The 16,290-nt window shown below is 65.4% G+C and carries 19 protein-coding genes; 9 read left to right on the forward strand and 10 right to left on the reverse strand.

All coding sequences use genetic code 11. The features are described 5' to 3' along the window. Complete coding sequence (gene plsY, locus AC1Q7F_RS06490) at positions 1-612, forward strand: glycerol-3-phosphate 1-O-acyltransferase PlsY (RefSeq protein ID WP_492504979.1); 612 nt, start codon at positions 1-3, stop codon at positions 610-612. Between the two features lie 198 nt (positions 613-810). Here plsY and AC1Q7F_RS06495 read toward each other — a convergent pair whose 3' ends face one another. Then, the gene (locus tag AC1Q7F_RS06495; RefSeq protein WP_492504981.1) at positions 811-1,203 is read right to left on the reverse strand and encodes an NUDIX hydrolase; all 393 of its coding nucleotides are present in this window, start codon (positions 1,201-1,203) and stop codon (positions 811-813) included. 115 nt (positions 1,204-1,318) lie between these two features. On the opposite strand from AC1Q7F_RS06495, the gene AC1Q7F_RS06500 reads away from it, so the two are divergent. Further along, positions 1,319-1,564: a phage tail protein gene (locus AC1Q7F_RS06500; RefSeq protein WP_492504982.1), complete on the forward strand. Its 246-nt coding sequence runs from the start codon at positions 1,319-1,321 to the stop codon at positions 1,562-1,564. Positions 1,565-1,570: 6 nt separating this feature from the next. On the opposite strand, the gene AC1Q7F_RS06505 is transcribed toward AC1Q7F_RS06500, so the two are convergent. Next, positions 1,571-2,041 carry an Lrp/AsnC family transcriptional regulator gene (locus tag AC1Q7F_RS06505; protein ID WP_416572023.1) on the reverse strand — a complete coding sequence of 157 codons (471 nt, stop codon included), beginning with the start codon at positions 2,039-2,041 and terminating at the stop codon, positions 1,571-1,573. Between the two features lie 129 nt (positions 2,042-2,170). Here AC1Q7F_RS06505 and ald point away from each other — a divergent pair, with 129 nt between their 5' ends. Next, positions 2,171-3,280 carry an alanine dehydrogenase gene (gene ald, locus AC1Q7F_RS06510; RefSeq protein ID WP_492504985.1) on the forward strand — a complete coding sequence of 370 codons (1,110 nt, stop codon included), beginning with the start codon at positions 2,171-2,173 and terminating at the stop codon, positions 3,278-3,280. 117 nt (positions 3,281-3,397) lie between these two features. On the opposite strand, the gene AC1Q7F_RS06515 is transcribed toward ald, so the two are convergent. Both AC1Q7F_RS06515 and AC1Q7F_RS06520 read right to left on the reverse strand, forming a co-directional pair. Beyond that, on the reverse strand, positions 3,398-3,772 hold the full coding sequence (locus tag AC1Q7F_RS06515; protein ID WP_492504986.1) for a hypothetical protein: 375 nt from the start codon (positions 3,770-3,772) through the stop codon (positions 3,398-3,400). A 147-nt stretch (positions 3,773-3,919) separates the two neighbouring features. Then, positions 3,920-6,421 carry a ligase-associated DNA damage response DEXH box helicase gene (locus AC1Q7F_RS06520; protein WP_492504988.1) on the reverse strand — a complete coding sequence of 834 codons (2,502 nt, stop codon included), beginning with the start codon at positions 6,419-6,421 and terminating at the stop codon, positions 3,920-3,922. A 95-nt stretch (positions 6,422-6,516) separates the two neighbouring features. On the opposite strand from AC1Q7F_RS06520, the gene AC1Q7F_RS06525 reads away from it, so the two are divergent. Then, positions 6,517-6,930, forward strand: a complete 414-nt coding sequence (locus AC1Q7F_RS06525; protein WP_492504991.1) for a GNAT family N-acetyltransferase — start codon at positions 6,517-6,519, stop codon at positions 6,928-6,930. On the opposite strand, the gene AC1Q7F_RS06530 is transcribed toward AC1Q7F_RS06525, so the two are convergent. Continuing rightward, a complete protein-coding gene (locus tag AC1Q7F_RS06530; protein ID WP_492504993.1) occupies positions 6,914-7,888 on the reverse strand; it encodes a hypothetical protein in 975 nt (324 codons plus the stop codon). The genes AC1Q7F_RS06525 and AC1Q7F_RS06530 overlap by 17 nt on opposite strands. A 183-nt stretch (positions 7,889-8,071) precedes the next feature. Between AC1Q7F_RS06530 and mazG the strand changes: the two genes are divergently transcribed. After that, positions 8,072-8,878, forward strand: coding sequence for a nucleoside triphosphate pyrophosphohydrolase (gene mazG / locus AC1Q7F_RS06535; RefSeq protein WP_492504995.1), 807 nt, complete (start codon positions 8,072-8,074; stop codon positions 8,876-8,878). Between the two features lie 20 nt (positions 8,879-8,898). Next, positions 8,899-9,675, forward strand: coding sequence for an SDR family NAD(P)-dependent oxidoreductase (locus tag AC1Q7F_RS06540; protein WP_492504997.1), 777 nt, complete (start codon positions 8,899-8,901; stop codon positions 9,673-9,675). 33 nt (positions 9,676-9,708) lie between these two features. On the opposite strand, the gene AC1Q7F_RS06545 is transcribed toward AC1Q7F_RS06540, so the two are convergent. The 3 genes from AC1Q7F_RS06545 to AC1Q7F_RS06555 form a co-directional block, all read right to left on the reverse strand. Further along, a complete protein-coding gene (locus tag AC1Q7F_RS06545) occupies positions 9,709-10,677 on the reverse strand; it encodes a LysM peptidoglycan-binding domain-containing protein (RefSeq protein WP_492504999.1) in 969 nt (322 codons plus the stop codon). A 61-nt stretch (positions 10,678-10,738) separates the two neighbouring features. Next, on the reverse strand, positions 10,739-11,392 hold the full coding sequence (locus AC1Q7F_RS06550; protein ID WP_492505001.1) for a cytochrome b/b6 domain-containing protein: 654 nt from the start codon (positions 11,390-11,392) through the stop codon (positions 10,739-10,741). A gap of 71 nt (positions 11,393-11,463) precedes the next feature. Then, a complete protein-coding gene (locus tag AC1Q7F_RS06555) occupies positions 11,464-11,925 on the reverse strand; it encodes a c-type cytochrome (RefSeq protein WP_492505003.1) in 462 nt (153 codons plus the stop codon). Positions 11,926-12,177: 252 nt separating this feature from the next. On the opposite strand from AC1Q7F_RS06555, the gene AC1Q7F_RS06560 reads away from it, so the two are divergent. Beyond that, entirely contained in the window at positions 12,178-12,777 is a 600-nt protein-coding gene (locus AC1Q7F_RS06560) for an LOG family protein (protein ID WP_492505005.1), read from the forward strand. Positions 12,778-12,939: 162 nt separating this feature from the next. Then, entirely contained in the window at positions 12,940-14,157 is a 1,218-nt protein-coding gene (locus AC1Q7F_RS06565; protein WP_492505007.1) for an NADP-dependent isocitrate dehydrogenase, read from the forward strand. Between the two features lie 69 nt (positions 14,158-14,226). Here the strand turns inward: AC1Q7F_RS06565 and AC1Q7F_RS06570 are convergent, their stop codons facing one another. Then, positions 14,227-14,571 (reverse strand): ArsC family reductase, encoded by a 345-nt coding sequence (locus AC1Q7F_RS06570; RefSeq protein ID WP_492505009.1) that lies wholly within the window; start codon positions 14,569-14,571, stop codon positions 14,227-14,229. A gap of 58 nt (positions 14,572-14,629) precedes the next feature. Then, complete coding sequence (locus AC1Q7F_RS06575; protein WP_492505011.1) at positions 14,630-15,043, reverse strand: hemerythrin domain-containing protein; 414 nt, start codon at positions 15,041-15,043, stop codon at positions 14,630-14,632. Positions 15,044-15,195: 152 nt separating this feature from the next. Between AC1Q7F_RS06575 and AC1Q7F_RS06580 the strand changes: the two genes are divergently transcribed. After that, on the forward strand, positions 15,196-16,152 hold the full coding sequence (locus AC1Q7F_RS06580) for an alpha/beta hydrolase (RefSeq protein ID WP_492505013.1): 957 nt from the start codon (positions 15,196-15,198) through the stop codon (positions 16,150-16,152). The last annotated feature ends 138 nt before the right edge of the window (positions 16,153-16,290 follow it).

Raw genomic sequence — 16,290 nt, forward strand, 5'->3', positions numbered from 1 at the left:
ATGGCCGACCTCTCCCCGCTGGTGCTGATCATCGCCCTTGTTGGCGGCTATCTGCTGGGGTCCATCCCCTTCGGCCTCGTCCTCACCCGCCTGGGCGGCTATGGCGATATCCGCACGATCGGCAGTGGCAATATCGGTGCCACCAATGTGCTGCGCACCGGTAACAAGCCGCTGGCGCTCGCCACCCTGCTGCTGGACAGCGGCAAGGGCGCCATCGCCACCTTGATCGCAGTTTACCTGGCGGGGACCGAGGCCGGGATCGCGGCGGCGGCGGGGTCGATGCTGGGCCACAGCTTCCCGGTCTGGCTGGGCTTCAAGGGTGGCAAGGGGGTTGCCACCTCGCTGGGCGTGCTGCTGGCCATTTCCTGGCCCGTGGGTTTGGCGGCCTGCGTCACCTGGCTGCTGGCGGCGGCGATCTTCCGCATTTCCTCGCTGTCGGCCCTGATCGCTGTGGGGTTGAGCCCGGTGGTCGCCTGGTTCCTGGCCGGTCCTGCCATCGCCGGGCTGGCCTTGTTCATCGCGGTTCTGGTCTATATCCGCCACAAGGACAATATCGCCCGCTTGCTGAAGGGGACGGAACCGAAGATCGGGGCAAAGAAGAAGGACGCGTAAGGCGGGTTGGGGCCTGTCTGGTTTAAAAGGAATCAAGACTTTACCCGCCTTCCCGGCGCAGGCCGGGACCCAGGAGCCCCAGGACCAAACCTCTACGCAATGCCGATCAAAGCTGCCGACAGGTCGGGCGCTTGGCCCCTGGGTCCCGGCCTGCGCCGGGAAGGCGAAAGAGAATATCCCATCTAAACCTGACTGGCGCTACGTGGCCGCCACCGCCGTCCTGGTCGATACCGTCAGCGGTTCCGGCAACGCGTCCAGGGGGAACCATCCCCAGTCGGACAGGGCGTCGGGTTCCATCACGCGCGGTTCGCCCTCCACGATACGCGCCCGATGCACGGGATTGACCCAGTGGCTGGGCGCGGCCTTATCGATCTGATCGACGACGCAGAGCAGTCCCGTCAGGTCGATCCCCACGCCCAGTTCCTCCCGGATTTCCCGCACGATGGTCACAGGAACGGGTTCCAGGAAATCCACCTTGCCGCCCGGCAGGCCCCAATGGTCTGCCTCCGGGTCACGGCGGCGCTTGACCAGCAGCAGGCGTCCCTGCCCATCGGTGATAAAGGCGCCACAGCCGACGCGAATGGTGCTCACCCAGATACTCCTTCTCGATTTGCATATTACTTATGCGCGTCATTGATTAATTTCTATCAACCTTGCACTCTCCCGCTGCCCGCGGCACGCCGCACCTGAAGCATGAGGTGGAAACATGGAATCCTTTATTGGCACGGTACTGTATGTCGCTTTCACTTACGCTCCCACCGGCTGGGAAGTCTGCAAGGGGCAATTGCTGAATGTCATGCAGAACCAAGCTCTCTTCTCCCTGCTGGGAACACGTTTCGGCGGCGATGGCATCAATACGTTCGGCCTGCCGAATCTGGTCGGTGCCCCCAGCACGCCCAAGGATCATCTACCCATCATCTGCCTGAACGGCTATTACCCCCCGCGCCCCTGATCCCCATTATCGCATCGGCACGGTGGTGCGCTTGGCCACCGTGCGCAGGGTGAAGCTGGACCTGACCCGCGCCACGCCCGGCAGGCGGGTCAGCGTCTGGGTGTGCAGGCGCTCATAGTCGCTGCCATCGGCCACGACGACACGCAGCATAAAATCGGCATCGCCCGCCATCAGATAGCATTCCATCACCTCCGGGCATTCCATCACCTTAGCCTCGAATGCGCGCAAGTCCTGGTCCTGCTGCCGGTCCAGGGTGATCTGCACGAAGACCGAGGTGCCGCGGCCCAGCGCCGCCGGGCTGACCAGCGCCACATAGCCCTCGATCACGCCTTCATCCTCCAGCCGTTTCAGGCGGCGATGACAGGCGGATGGCGACAATCCCACATGGTCGGCTAGGTCGGCGACGGAGATGCGGCCATCGGCCTGCACCTGGGTCAGAATCTTACGATCAATGGCGTCAAGGTCGGCTGGCCGCATCTTCCACCGCAAACATCCGATTTCATGCACGAAACGTCGAAATAGGGCCATGGCAGACCCGGTCTTTGCAAGGACATTCACCGGCCTTCGGGCGTATTCTTTCCCCACATCCGAACAGGGAGAAAAATCATGCTCATCGGCGTTCCGAAAGAGATCAAGAATCACGAGTACCGCGTCGGCCTGATCCCCGGCAACGTGCGCCAGCTGACGGTCCATGGCCATCAGGTGATCGTCCAGAAGGATGCCGGCACTGCCATCGGGTTGACCGATGATCTGTATGTCGCCGCTGGCGCCACCATCGTCGAGACCGCCGCCGAGATTTTCGCCCGTGCCGACATGGTGGTTAAGGTGAAGGAGCCGCAGCCGGTGGAATGCCAGATGCTGCGCCCCGGCCAGGTCCTGTTCACCTATCTGCATCTGGCGCCCGATCCGGAGCAGACCAAGCTGCTGCAGGAAAGCGGCGCGATCTGCATCGCGTACGAGACCGTGACCGACCGCAATGGCGGCCTGCCCCTGCTGGCGCCGATGTCGGAAGTGGCCGGGCGCATGTCCATCCAGGCCGGCGCGCACTGTCTGGAAAAGTCCTATGGCGGCATCGGCATCCTGCTGGGTGGCGTGCCCGGCACGCCCCCGGCCAAGGTCGCCATCATCGGCGGTGGCGTGGTCGGCACCAATGCCGCCCGCATGGCCATGGGCCTGGAAGCCCATGTCACCGTTCTGGACAAGTCGCTGGACCGGCTGCGTCAGCTGGACCAGCAGTTCGGCCGCCGCCTGAACACCGTCTATGCCAACGTCGAAACCATCGAGCAGGCCGTGCTTGAGGCCGATCTGGTCATCGGCGCCGTGCTGGTGCCGGGTGCGGAGGCGCCGAAGGTCGTCACCCGTGATCTGGTCAGCCGCATGAAGAAGGGTGCGGTGCTGGTTGACGTCGCCATCGATCAGGGCGGCTGCTTTGAGACCAGCCACGCCACCACCCATGCCGACCCGACCTATGTGGTCGATGGCGTGATCCATTATTGCGTCGCCAACATGCCGGGTGCGGTCGCCCGCACCTCCACCTTCGCGCTGAACAACGCCACCGCCCCCTTCGTGCTGGCCCTGGCCGACAAGGGCTGGGCGCAGGCGCTGAAGGACGATGTGCATCTGCGCCACGGCCTGAACGTCGCCAAGGGCCAGCTCACATATCCCGGCATCGCCCATCTGGGTGAGATCGTCGCGGCCGAAAGCCTGCTGGGCTGATCATGACGGTACCGGAACGGATAATCGTTCCGGTACCGTTACAATAAAAGAAGGCCGGGTCCTGTCGCGGGACCCGGCCTTTTCCATATGCCCCCTGTGGTGAGGCAGGAAATCCGATCAGAGCGGGCGTTCGGCCACCTGTACCGCAGCGCGGGCCGTGCGCACGGCACTGGCATATTGCTGGCGGGCGTTGCTCAGATCATAGGCGCTGCGGCTCAGCCGCCCGGCGATGACCGCCTGCTCGCTCTGGGTCAAGTCAGCGCGGCGGCTACGCAGTTCGGCGTTCAGGCAATCCTGATAGGCGATGATGCCGGCGGCATAGGCGTCCACAGCCTTGGCATGATCGGCCAGTGAAGCCGCGGCGGTCGGCGCCGGCATTGCCACGCAGGCACGGTCCAGACGGGCCGCCAGATCATCAGCAGGTGCGGCATGGGCCGGCAAGGACAGGGCGGCGGCCAACAGCAGGGCGCCGACGGACAGGACCGTTTTCATGGCGTTTCTCTTCGCATGCTTTGGGGCGAGGGCTTCAGCCCTTCGACATACCCTTGTTATGCCGCACTGCGGTGGAAGGGGCTGTGATGCGCCCCACAGATCCCAGGATGGTTTGGGGGGACAGTCATGCAGCAGCGGCATTACCAGTTATAGCAGCCGCGCCTGCCGATCCTCTTGCGGGTGCAGCAATTCCGGCACTGCCTCTTCCAGCAGCTCGTTCACCGCCTCGTCCAGCAGGGCGTCGATGGCGCTGCCCTGCACCTGCTCGCGTCCGATCTCCAGGATCACGGGCACGGCCAGGGGGGAGATGCGGTCCAGGCGGCGGTGGCAGATGCGGCCCTGCACGCGGGCCAGCATCCCGGCCACGCGGCGCACATCGGTCAGGCCCGCCGCCGCATCGGCCCGCGTGGCGCGCAGCAGCACGTGCCCCGGCTCATGCCGGCGCAGCACGTCATAGATCAGTTCGGCACTGAACATCACCTGCCGCCCCGTCTTCTCCTGCCCCGGATGGCGGCGCTCGATCAGGCCTGAAATGACGGCCACATACCGGAACAGGCGCTTCAGCATGGAGCTTTCCTCCATCCATGCCTCCAGATCATCGCCCAGCATGTCCTGATCGAACAGCAGGTCCAGGTTGGTGGCCGGCTTCAGCGACCAGATGGCCAGCACATAATCGGTAGCGACAAAGCCCAGCGGATGCAGGCCGGCCCGTTCCATGCGCCGTGTCAGCAGCATGCCCAGCGTCTGGTGCGCATTGCGCCCCTCAAAGCAATAGGCGACCAGATATTCCTTGTCGTTGCGGGGAAAGCTCTCCACCAGCAGCCCACCCGCGTCGGGCAGGACGGACCTATACTGCTGCAGGCGCAGCCATTCCTGCACGGCATCGGGAAAACCGCTCCATTGGCGCGGGTCCGACAGCAGGGCCCGCACCCGGTCAGCCAGATGGGTGGACAGCGGCAAGCGGCCACCGGCATAGGCCGGCACCTTCGGCGTCCCCTCCCCGCCCTTGGCGGCGATCACATCATTGTCGCGGATGCCCACGAATTTCAGCAGCTGGCCCGCAAAGATGAACGTGTCGCCCGGCGCCAGACCATTGACGAAATATTCCTCCACCCGACCCAGCACCTGCCCCCGGTTCAGGCGCACGGTCAGCATCACCTCTTCCACGATGGTGCCGACATTCAGGCGGAACTGGCGTTGCACCAGCGGGCTAGCGATCTGCCATAGGCCGGTCTCCGGGTCCTGGGCCAGCCGCTTGAACTTCTCATACGCCCCCAGCGCATAGCCGCCCGTGGCCACGAAATCGAAAACATCGTCGAACTCGTCGCGCGACAGGTCTGCATAGGGTGCGGCCCGCACCGTTTCGGCATACAGCGCGTCGGCACTGAACGGGGCCGAACAGGCCACGCCCGTGACGTGCTGGGCCAGCACGTCCAGGGCACCGGGACGCGGGGGATCGCCATCCAGGGTGCCGGCCTTGATGGCCGCCACCGCCGCCGCGCATTCCAGCACCTCGAACCGGTTGCCGGGCACCAGCAGGGCCTTGGACGCCTCGTCCAGCCGGTGGTTGGCACGGCCGATACGCTGCAACAGGCGCGACACGCCCTTGGGTGCCCCCACCTGCACCACCAGATCGATCTCCGCCCAATCGATGCCCAGATCCAGGGAGGAGGTGGCGACGACGGCGCGCAGCTTGCCGGCCGCCATCGCCGCCTCCACCTTGCGCCGCTGCTCCACGGCCAGCGACCCGTGATGCAGCGCGATGGGCAGGTTGGCCTCATTCAGGCGCCAGAGTTCCTGGAACACCAGTTCCGCCTGGGCGCGGGTATTCACGAATACCAGCGTCGTGCCATGGTCGCGGATGCGCTGATACACCTCCCCCATGGCATGCAGCGCCATATGGCCGGCCCAGGGCAGATGTTCCTTGGTGGCCAGGATCTCCACCACCGGCGGCGACCCCGGCCGGCCGCGCACGACGCGCACGGGCGCCAATTCACCCGCATCATCATGCAGACGCCCGGTGGGCGACAGAAAGGCGGTCAGGGCATCCGGGTCCGCCACCGTCGCCGACAGGCCAGCGCGCAGGACCAGCGGCGCCAGACTGGACAGCCGCGCCAGGCACAGCGCCAGCTGGTCCCCGCGCTTGGTCCCGGCCAGGGCATGCAGCTCATCGATGACGACGCGGCGCAGCGACCGGAAAATCTCCGCCGCCTCCGGATAAGACAGCATCAGCGCCAGGCTTTCCACCGTCGTCATCAGGATATGCGGCGGCCGCGTGCGCTGCCGTGCCCGCTTGGCGTCGGGCGTGTCGCCCGTCCGCGTCTCCGCCCGGATGGGCAGGCGCAAGCTGGCGATGGGAGCCTCCAGATTGCGCTGGATATCCACGGCCAGCGCCTTCAGCGGCGAGATATACAGCGTATGCAGCCCCTCGCGCGGGCGTTCGGACAGGTCGATCAGGCTGGGCAGAAACCCGGCCAGCGTCTTGCCGGCCCCTGTGGGCGCGATCAGCAGCGCATGCATGCCGTCCCGTGCGGCCTGCACCATCCCCAACTGATGCGGACGCGGCGCCCAGCCCTGGGCCCGGAACCAGCCGGCAATGCCAGGGGGGATCAGGTCATTGTCATCTGGGGCGATGGGCGTGGGCTGCATGCGCGCATCATGGCGGAACGGAGCACGAACGGAAAGGGCGTTGCGGGCCGGGAATGATGGTGTATTCATTCCTCAATGAAATGATCGGAAATCCGATGATCCGCCCCGCCACCGACGCCGATATCCCCGAATTGATGCGCATCCGCGCCGCCGTGCGGGAAAACCGGTTGAGCAACCCGGATCGCGTGCCGGCATCGGCCTATCGGGAGTTCCTGAGCTTCAGCCATATCTGGCTGTTCGAGGATGCGGGCGGCATCCAGGGCTTCAGCGCCGCCGACCCGCGCGATGGCAGCATCTGGGCCCTGTTCACCGACCCCACAGCGGAAGGGCGTGGCATCGGCAAGGCGCTGCTGCCGCACGCACTGGGCGATCTGCGCTTGGCCGGCTGGGACGAGGCACACCTGTCCACCGCGCCCGGCACCCGTGCCGATACCTTCTACCGCCGCCAGGGATGGGAGCCGTCGCATGTAACCGAGGGCGGGGAACAGGGCTTCACGAAGGTACTGTGACGGCGGCCGCGCGCGGCTTCAGGATCAGGCGCTTGCCCGGATAATCGATGGTGACGTTCCAGCGGCGCAGCGCGCCCGCCCCGATGGTGCCGATGCTGCCCCCCATTTTCAGGCTGCCGGGCGGGCTGTACAGGCTGGGCACCGCCGGCATGGCCGCCCCCGCAGCGCGCAGGATGACGGCATCCCCCTCGCGCTGTTCCTCCAGCCCGTTAATATAGCAGGCTTGGCGGGCCTTGCCGCCCGGCGGCGGCATCACGAAGGCCGGGTCGGTGCCCACGCGCAGCAGCAGGGCCGTGTTCTTGCCGCTATCGACATGGAACAAGCCGTCGGCCTGGCGCCCGTCCGGCAGGGTGACGCCGGCCTGGACATAGATATGCCCATCCTTGAATTGCAGCGGCAGGATGGCGGCACCGGATGGTGGTGACCAGGCTTTGGGATCATGCAGGCGCAGGCGGCCGGCATCGAAATCCACCTCCACCACGTAATGGCGCAGCAGGTCGGCGCCCACGATGCCGCGCACACCCAGTTTGTCCAGCCGGTCGCGGCACGGCATGGTGTCGATGGGCACGGCGATCATCGGCAGGTCGCGCAGGACCACCGGCCCGAAATCGACGGTGAAGCCGAAGCGAAAGGAGCCGATGGGGCTGGCCGGGCTGTCACCCAGCTTCTGCGCGTCCGACAGGTCCAGACCCAGCGGTGCCGTTTCCGCCCCGGCCAGCAGGACGGATACCGGGGCACCCGTATCCAGGGCAAACAGCAGGTCGGCCTTGCCATCCACCTTGCCGGGGAAGGTGATCAGCCCGTCGGTATCCTGCATGGGCAGGTCCAACGGCAACGGGCCAGCCGGCACGGCCACCGCCGATTCCCGCGCCTGCTGAAACCGCATGCTGTCCACCACCAGGCACCCCGGCAACAGGGCCAGGGCCGCCACCATCATCCATCCCAAACCTGTCTTCATGATCCGCAACCACCTTGACCATCCGCCACCAGCCATGACCCAAGGCGCGTGCCGCGGCAATGTCGCTTGAAGCCATGCGCATGGGGCCAATTCGCGGTGCCGCCTATCCCTGCCCTGGCGTCGTCCAGCCCCGTCCGATAAGGTCGGGTCCGGACCCGACGACCCCCACGGATGTGACGCGCGATGACGGAGAATATCACCCGCCTGCTGGAGATCATGGCCCGGCTGCGCAACCCCAATGGCGGCTGCCCCTGGGACCTGGAGCAGGATTTCGCTACCATCGCCCCGCACACGATCGAGGAAGCCTATGAGGTGGCGGACGCCATCCAGTCCGGCGACATGATGGCAGTGAAGGACGAGTTGGGCGATTTGCTGTTCCAGACCGTGTTCTATGCCCAGATGGGCAAGGAGCGTGGGCTGTTCGATTTCGACGCGATCGCCGGCCATATCGCCGACAAGATGATCCGCCGCCATCCCCATGTTTTCGGTGAGGTTTCGGTTGATACGGCCGACGACCAGGTAAAGCACTGGGAAGAGTTGAAGGCGCGGGAGCGGGCCGAAAAGGCCGCCGCCAGCGGCATCCCCCCATCCGCCCTGGACGGCGTCACGCCGGGCCTGCCGGCCCTGACGCGGGCGGTGAAGTTGCAGAAGCGCGCCGCCCGTGTCGGTTTCGACTGGACCCAGGCTGACGAGATTCTGGACAAGATCGAGGAGGAGATCGGGGAGCTGCGGGCCGAGATCACGGCGCTACGCCAGGACAAGGCACGGGTGCAGGACGAGTTGGGTGACCTGCTGTTCGCGCTGGTCAACCTGGCCCGACGGCTGGATGTCGACCCTGAAACAGCACTCCGGGGGACCAATTCCAAGTTCGACCGACGGTTCCGCTTTGTCGAACAGGCATTGGCCGCCAAAGGCAAAACCCCGACCGACAGCAGCTTGGACGAGATGGAAGCGCTGTGGGTCGATGCCAAACAGACCGAACGCAGTTGAATCAGGAAGGGTTTAAGAAGATGACGAACGTCCCCTACGCCCCCAAGGTGGTGATGATCACCGGCGCCACCGGTGCCTTCGGTGCCGCCTTTGCCCGGCGCTTCGCGGCCCTGGGATCGAAACTGATCCTGACCGGCCGTGATCTCAGCAAGTTCAATGGCCTGCTGGATGAGGTCACGACGCCGGTTCACCTGATGAAGTTCGATGTGCGCGACCGCAAGGCGGTGGAGGCGGAACTGGACGTCCTGCCGGCGGAGTTCCGCGATATCGACCTGCTGATCAACAATGCCGGTCTGGCCCTGGGCGCCGATCCCGCCTTCAAGGCCAATCTGGACGATTGGGAGGTGATGATCGACACCAACGACAAGGCGCTGGCCATCATCACTGGCCTGATCCTGCCGGGCATGGTGGAGCGCGGCCACGGCCATATCATCAATATCAGCTCCACGGCCGGGTCGTACCCATACCCCGGCGGCCATGTCTATTGCGCTTCCAAGGCCTTCGTCACCCAGTTCAGCCTAGCCCTGCGCGCCGACCTGATCGGCACCGGCGTTCGCGTCACCTCCGTCGAACCCGGCATGGTGCAGACCGATTTCAGCCTGGTGCGCTTCAAGGGCGATGCGGAAAAGGCGGCCAAGGTCTATGCCGACACGGTACCGTTGACGGCGGAAGACGTAGCCGAAACAGTGACCTGGGCCGCGACCCTGCCACCACGCTTCAACGTGAACCGGGTGGAGATCATGCCCACCACCCAGGGACCGGGGGCGTTGGGTGTGTATCGCACGCCGAAGGGGTGATCGGGAAAGGAGGATGGTGAACCGTCCCCCGCCTCATTGCCCTTCCGGGATCAGGAATATCTGGCCCGGATAGATCAGGTCGGCATCGCGGATCTGGGCCTGGTTGGCCTCGAAGATCACAGTGTAGCGGATGCCCTCGCCATAGGAGCGCCGGGCGATGGCCCACAAATTGTTGCCCGGCACCACGACCACGGCGCGGCCGGCCAAAGCCTGCTCCGGGATCGGCAGCTTGCTGAAATTCACCTCGGCCCGGCTGACCACCTTGCTGTCGGCGCCCACCTGATCGACGCGCAGGCTGTACTGGCCGTCATCGAAGATACGGTCGGGCGTGATGGACCAGCGGCCATCCTCGCCCACCTTGGTGCGGCCGGCCAGATTGTTCTGGAGATAGAGCATCACCTCCGTCCCCGGCTTGGCCTGACCGCCGACGCTGACCTTGCCCCCGCGGTCGTAATCGACGGTGTCGATGGTCACCTCCCCCGCCGGGCGCGGGGCGCCGCCCTGGGACAGGGACCGGGGGGCCTGCAAAACGCGGCTGCCGTCGCTGCCCGACAGCACGGCCAGCGCATCCCCCTCCCCGCGCCGCCCGGCCAGATCGCGGTCACGCTCCGGCACGGCCAGGACGACGGTCGATTCCCCACGCGTCAGGGCACCGTCGGGACCCACCTGTTCCAGGCGCAGTTCGCGCGCGCCGGGCGGCAGGGCGTCGGACGGCAGGAACACCCATTCCCCGCGCGCATCGGCCACGACACTGCCCAGCAGCTTGTCCCCGTCGAGAATGTTCACCTTTGCCCCCGGCAGCGCCCGCCCGGCGATGACGGCGCTGCCCGTCGGTTCCACCCGCACCACGTCGAAGGCCGGCAGGCTGGTCTTCTTCGGATTGGGGGCCTGGGCCCCCTGCTTGGAGCCGCTGCCGGTACCCGGCGACTGCAACTGCCAGGCGGCGATGCCCACAATGGCGACGGCCAGGACGGCGATGGGGATCAGGATCTTGCGGTTCACGGGAAGGATAACCTTTCTCGGGCCCGGCACGGAACGGGACAGGATGGGCGCGGCCGGAATGTCAGGCGAAGCTGACTAGGGCCCAGACGGTGGTGGCCGATATTGCCGCGACAATCACGGCGCGGACAAGGGAAACGATCCGGGGTGCCGGGCTACTCGCCGGGAGGGTTACCCACCCCGTCACCATCGGGCGCACCAGATCCAGCCGCTTGAAGACCGCATAGGCCAGCACGGCCACGATATGCAGGCCGGCGACCCCCAGCAAGATGTTGAAATTGTTCAGGTGGATAAAGCGCATCAGCGACGCCGTGGAGCCGCTGACACGTTCCACCAGCGGCCCGTCGGTCATGATGCCGTCACTGGTGAACAGGCCCGATGCCGCCTGTACCGCCACGACCAGCAGCAGACCCAGCACGGCCAGGGCCCCCAGCGCGCTATGACCCGCATGCGGGGCCAGCCGGCCGGGTGCGCGCAATTCGGCGATATGGCGCCGGATGGCGGCGGGGCCGCGCACGAATTGGGTAAAGCGGGCGGTGTCGGAACCGATCAGGCCCCAGAGGATACGGAACAGCACCAGCCCCAGCACGCCATAGCCGAAGCGCATGTGCCAGTCGAACGCCTCCTTCTCGCCGGTGATCCAGGCGCCCGCGATGCAAAGAACCAACAGCCAGTGGAACAGCCGCGTCGGCAGGTCCCAGATCAATATCTTGCGCATGGGCCGATCTCCGTCGGCAGCGGAAAGGACGGCCCCCGCCCCGCCAAGTGCGAGGGCCGCGCGGGACCTGCTTACTCGCGATAGGCTTCGTGGCAGGCCTTGCAGGTGCCGCCCACCTTGCCCAGCTGGGCGCCGATAGCGGCCTTGTCACCGCCGGCAGCGACGGTCACCAGGGTCGCGGCTTCGGTCTGAAAGGCCGCCGCCTTGGCCTTGAAATCGTCCATCTTGGCCCAGATCTCGGGCTTGGCCTCGCTCTTGGCGACGCCCACGGCGGTACCCGCCGGCCACCAGCCGGGGAACGCCTTGGCCACGCCATCAATGGTCGCGGCAGCGGCCTGCACATCGGCTACGGTGCCATTGCCATCCTTGACGAAGCCGCCGATGGCCTTCAGGGCGCCGCCGGCCTTCTTCAGTTCGGCCTTGCGGGCGTCGATCACGGCTGTCGGGTCCTGCGCCTGGGCAGTAACCACGAAGCCGGTCAGGCTGGCCGCGGCGATGATGCTGGCCGCAAGCGCGCCAAAACGATGCTTCATTACTCAACTCCTCCGTCTGCGGTACCGGGGCGCGGGGGCAGCCCAGGCTGGGGGTAGAGCGGCGCCCTTCGAAGGGAAGGTCACCACACAAGAGATGGGGTGCGCTTGTGTCCGATCAACATATGGTGTAGGGCCGAAGGGATCGACAGCGTACCCTTATCGCACCTGCGGGAGAGTGCCCGTTGTCGGTGTCCATTTGCAAGCCGCGCCAAGGGGCGCGGGCCCGTCTGTTCTGTTCAGGAAAGCACGTCCATGTCGTCCATCCGTACCGTCTGCGTCTATTGCGGCTCCTCCGACTTCGTTGCCGACAGCTTCAAGCAGGCCGCCCGCCAAACCGGCGCGCTGCTGGCCGAGAACGGCTATGACATCGTCTATGGCGGCGGGCGCGTGGGTCTGATGGGCATCGTGGCCGATGCCGGCCTGAAGGGCGGCGCCAAGGTCATCGGCATCATCCCCGACCATATCAAGCGCTACGAGGTCGACCATACCGGCCTGACCGAGCTGATCGTCGTGGAGAGCATGCATATCCGCAAGCAGATGATGGTGGAGCGGTCGGACGCCTTCCTCATCCTGCCCGGCGGCATCGGCACCCTGGACGAGATGTTCGAGATCATCACCTGGCGCCAGCTGCGCCTGCACGGCAAGCCGGTGGTCATCGTCAACACGGACGGGTTCTGGAACCCGCTGGTGGCGCTGATGGAGCATATGACGGAGACCGGCTTCATGCGCAAGCCAAACCTGCCGGGTGCGGAAGACCGCCTCTACCACGTGGTCGACAATGTGGAAGAGGCCGTCAGCCTGCTTGCCCGCCTGACGGAGGCGGCGCATAAGGTTCAAACTGATCGGATGTGAGGGCCCAGGCATTGTTTTTGTCGCAGCCCAGCCCCGCATCTTGAATGAAAATGTCCCGGAAGCGGCCGGTTGCGACCGGATCGCGAATGAGCTTTATTGACCAATGCCGGGCCGGACGCTGGATCGCCGCCGGCACCCTTCTTACCCTGGGAGAGCGCCCCCATGTCGAAGATCAAAGTCGTCAATCCCATCGTGGAGCTGGACGGCGACGAAATGACCCGCGTGATCTGGCAGTTCATCAAGGACCGCCTGATCCTTCCGTACCTGGACGTTGACCTGAAATATTACGATCTGGGCGTCGAGCATCGCGACGCCACGGACGACAAGGTCACCGTGGAGTCCGCCGAGGCCATCAAGCATTACGGCGTGGGCGTGAAGTGCGCCACCATCACCCCGGACGAAGACCGGGTGAAGGAATTCAAGCTGAAGCAGATGTGGAAGTCGCCCAACGGCACGATCCGCAACATCCTGGGCGGCACCGTGTTCCGCGAGCCCATCATCTGCAAGAACGTGCCGCGCCTGGTGCCGGGCTGGACCCAGCCCATCGTCATCGGCCGTCACGCCTTCGGCGACCAGTACAAGGCCACCGACTTCATCATCCCCGGTGCGGGCCGCCTGTCGATCACCTTCACCAGCGCCGACGGCACCAGCAATATCCGCCACACCGTCTTCGACTTTGACGGGCCGGGCGTTGCCATGGGCATGTACAACGTGGACGAATCGATCCGCGGTTTCGCCCGGGCCTGCATGAATTACGGCCTGCTGCGCAACTACCCGGTCTATCTGTCGACCAAGAACACGATCCTGAAGGCCTATGATGGCCGCTTCAAGGACCTGTTCCAGGAAGTGTTCGACGCCGAATTTGCCGACAAGTTCAAGGCGGCGGGCATCACCTATGAACACCGCCTGATCGACGACATGGTGGCCTCGGCCCTGAAATGGTCGGGCAACTTCCTGTGGGCTGCCAAGAACTATGACGGCGACGTGCAGTCCGATCTGGTGGCGCAGGGCTTCGGCTCGCTGGGCCTGATGACGTCCGTCCTGATGACGCCCGATGGCAAGACGGTGGAAGCGGAAGCCGCCCATGGCACCGTGACCCGCCATTACCGCGAGCACCAGAAGGGCAAGCCCACCTCTACCAACCCCATCGCCAGCATCTTCGCATGGACGCAGGGCCTGACATATCGCGGCCGGTTCGATGATACGCCGGACGTGGTGGATTTCGCCAAGACCCTGGAACGCGTCTGCGTGGATACGGTGGAAGCCGGCTACATGACCAAGGATCTGGCCACGCTGATCGGCCCGGAGCAGAAGTGGCTGACCACCCAGGACTTCCTGGCCAAGCTGGACGAGAACCTGCAGGCCGCCCGCGCCAAGTAAGGCCGGACGGACTGCAAGGGTTGAGAATATGGAACCCCGGCCGTGGCAACGCGGCCGGGGTTTTCGTTTTTAAAACAGCGTGCCGTAGATTTCCGGCTTGAAGCCGACGATCAGGGTGCCGTCGCGGTCCAGCACGGGGCGCTTGATCATCGAAGGCTGTTCCAACATCAGGGCGATGGCGCGGTCGCGGTCGATCCCCTGTTTAGCTTCGTCCGGCAGCTTCTTGAAGGTCGTGCCGGCCCGGTTCAGCACCACTTCCCAGCCCAGCGCATCCACCCAGGCGGACAGGTGCGCCCGGTCGATGCCCGAGACCTTGTAATCATGGAACTGATAGACAACACCCTTCGCGGCCAGCCAGTCGCGGGCCTTCTTCATCGTGTCGCAGTTCTTGATGCCGTAAAGGGTGATCGGCATGGGGCCGCTCCGTCAGGTCTCGGGTGATGGCCGGATGTAACCCGGCCGCCTCGCCGGTTCAAGCCGCGCGGCGGGCAACCATCTCCTCGTACCGGGCATAGAGGATCGCTTCCTCCTTGTGCCAGCGCGACTGCAAGAGCGCGTGCATGCGGCCGAAATCGATGGCGAATTCCATGCCCGAGCCGCCATCCCGGTACTTGTCGAAGAAACCCAGGATCTGATCGCCCAGCGCCACCATCTCCTGGCTGAACTGGTCGGCCGTGGCGGCGCGGACAGGGTCCTGACGGGCCAACTCACGGTAGTCGGGGTAGAATTCCTCGTTCTCGCGCCGGATATGATCCACGAACTGATCGCGCGCCGCCATCAGCGTCCGGCGGCCTTCGGCCGTGCCGATTCCCTGCTGGCGCACCCGGTCCAGGACGAGACGCAGTTCGGCATGGTCATGCTTCAGTTGCGGGACGATGCGGTTCATTGCGATCTCCAATAATATGTATTTTATATACATCTTATTGCTAGGTCGGGGAGTAAACCATGTGGCGGGGTGTCGCGGCGGGGCTTGCCTGGAACCGGATGGACATGCATCATTGTCCACCGGTTACCATAAGAAGAACCTGAGGGATGGACATGTCGGTTTCGCGGCGCGACTGGTTGCGCGGGGCGGGTTTGATGGCGATGACGGCGGCGTTGCCAGCGGTGGCGCTGGCCGATACGCCGGAAGTGCTGGAAATCTGGCCCGGCGGCTTCGGCCCCGGTTCGAAGGGCGTGGCGCTGGCGCAGAAGATGGTGGAGCGCAGCACGGACCCCGCCCGGCCCGACCGCTATATGGAAGGCATCACCCGCCCCTATCTGACCATCCACCGCCCGGCCAAGCCCGATGGCCGCGCCCTGCTGATCATGCCGGGCGGCGGGTACCAGCGGGTGGTGGTGGACAAGGAAGGTGACGAGTTGGCAGCACTGCTGACCGCCCAGGGATTCACGATCTTCGTGCTGACCTATCGACTGCCAGGGGAGGCACCGCAGCATGGACCGACGGTAGCTTTGCAGGATGCGCAGCGGGCCATGCGGGTGATCCGGCAGAATGCCAAAACTTATCGGATCGATCCCGACCGGTTGGGTGCCATGGGCTTTTCCGCCGGCGGGCATGTGACCGCCACGCTGGGCACGAAATTCACCGAAACCGTCTACCCACCGACGGATGCGACCGACACGCTGTCGGCGCGGCCGGGCAAGCTGGCCCTGGTCTATCCGGTCATCGATATGGGTCTGGCAGCGCATACCGGGTCGCGCGACCGGATGCTGGGGCCGAACCCATCGGAGGATGCGGTGGCGCGGTTTTCCGCCGACCGCAACGTGACAGCCCAGACGCCGCCGACCTTCCTGCTGCATGCCGCGGACGATACGGCGGTGCCGGTGGAAAACAGCCTGCTGTTCCATGCCGCCTGCCGCAAGGAAGGGGTGGCGGTGGAGATGCATGTCTATGCCAAGGGCGGCCACGGCTTCGGCCATGGCGCCCGCATCGCGGCGGACAACCCGCTGAAGCGTTGGCCGGAACTGTTTGTGGAGTGGTACGGGCGGGGGTAAAGTGGGGTCGCGATTGAATCTTACTGCAACCCATTGAAAATGCATATACCGCCTCCCCGGCGGAAGCCGGGGCCCAGGGGCCGGAGGAAAAACCTTTTCAGCAGCATTGATCAAAGCTGCCGAGCGGTCGGGTCTGCG

It is taken from the genome of Niveispirillum sp. GW835-FHT14G11 (assembly GCF_058793615.1).

What these genes read in the sequence shown, in the direction of transcription:
- plsY (WP_492504979.1), top strand. Translation starts at nt 1, where the DNA reads ATGGCCGACCTCTCCCCGCTGGTGCTGATCATCGCCCTTGTTGGCGGC.
- AC1Q7F_RS06500 (WP_492504982.1), top strand. Translation starts at nt 1,319, where the DNA reads ATGGAATCCTTTATTGGCACGGTACTGTATGTCGCTTTCACTTACGCT.
- AC1Q7F_RS06505 (WP_416572023.1), bottom strand. Translation starts at nt 2,041, where the DNA reads ATGCGGCCAGCCGACCTTGACGCCATTGATCGTAAGATTCTGACCCAG.
- ald (WP_492504985.1), top strand. Translation starts at nt 2,171, where the DNA reads ATGCTCATCGGCGTTCCGAAAGAGATCAAGAATCACGAGTACCGCGTC.
- AC1Q7F_RS06515 (WP_492504986.1), bottom strand. Translation starts at nt 3,772, where the DNA reads ATGAAAACGGTCCTGTCCGTCGGCGCCCTGCTGTTGGCCGCCGCCCTG.
- AC1Q7F_RS06520 (WP_492504988.1), bottom strand. Translation starts at nt 6,421, where the DNA reads ATGCAGCCCACGCCCATCGCCCCAGATGACAATGACCTGATCCCCCCT.
- AC1Q7F_RS06525 (WP_492504991.1), top strand. Translation starts at nt 6,517, where the DNA reads ATGATCCGCCCCGCCACCGACGCCGATATCCCCGAATTGATGCGCATC.
- AC1Q7F_RS06530 (WP_492504993.1), bottom strand. Translation starts at nt 7,888, where the DNA reads ATGAAGACAGGTTTGGGATGGATGATGGTGGCGGCCCTGGCCCTGTTG.
- mazG (WP_492504995.1), top strand. Translation starts at nt 8,072, where the DNA reads ATGACGGAGAATATCACCCGCCTGCTGGAGATCATGGCCCGGCTGCGC.
- AC1Q7F_RS06540 (WP_492504997.1), top strand. Translation starts at nt 8,899, where the DNA reads ATGACGAACGTCCCCTACGCCCCCAAGGTGGTGATGATCACCGGCGCC.
- AC1Q7F_RS06550 (WP_492505001.1), bottom strand. Translation starts at nt 11,392, where the DNA reads ATGCGCAAGATATTGATCTGGGACCTGCCGACGCGGCTGTTCCACTGG.
- AC1Q7F_RS06555 (WP_492505003.1), bottom strand. Translation starts at nt 11,925, where the DNA reads ATGAAGCATCGTTTTGGCGCGCTTGCGGCCAGCATCATCGCCGCGGCC.
- AC1Q7F_RS06560 (WP_492505005.1), top strand. Translation starts at nt 12,178, where the DNA reads ATGTCGTCCATCCGTACCGTCTGCGTCTATTGCGGCTCCTCCGACTTC.
- AC1Q7F_RS06565 (WP_492505007.1), top strand. Translation starts at nt 12,940, where the DNA reads ATGTCGAAGATCAAAGTCGTCAATCCCATCGTGGAGCTGGACGGCGAC.
- AC1Q7F_RS06570 (WP_492505009.1), bottom strand. Translation starts at nt 14,571, where the DNA reads ATGCCGATCACCCTTTACGGCATCAAGAACTGCGACACGATGAAGAAG.
- AC1Q7F_RS06575 (WP_492505011.1), bottom strand. Translation starts at nt 15,043, where the DNA reads ATGAACCGCATCGTCCCGCAACTGAAGCATGACCATGCCGAACTGCGT.
- AC1Q7F_RS06580 (WP_492505013.1), top strand. Translation starts at nt 15,196, where the DNA reads ATGTCGGTTTCGCGGCGCGACTGGTTGCGCGGGGCGGGTTTGATGGCG.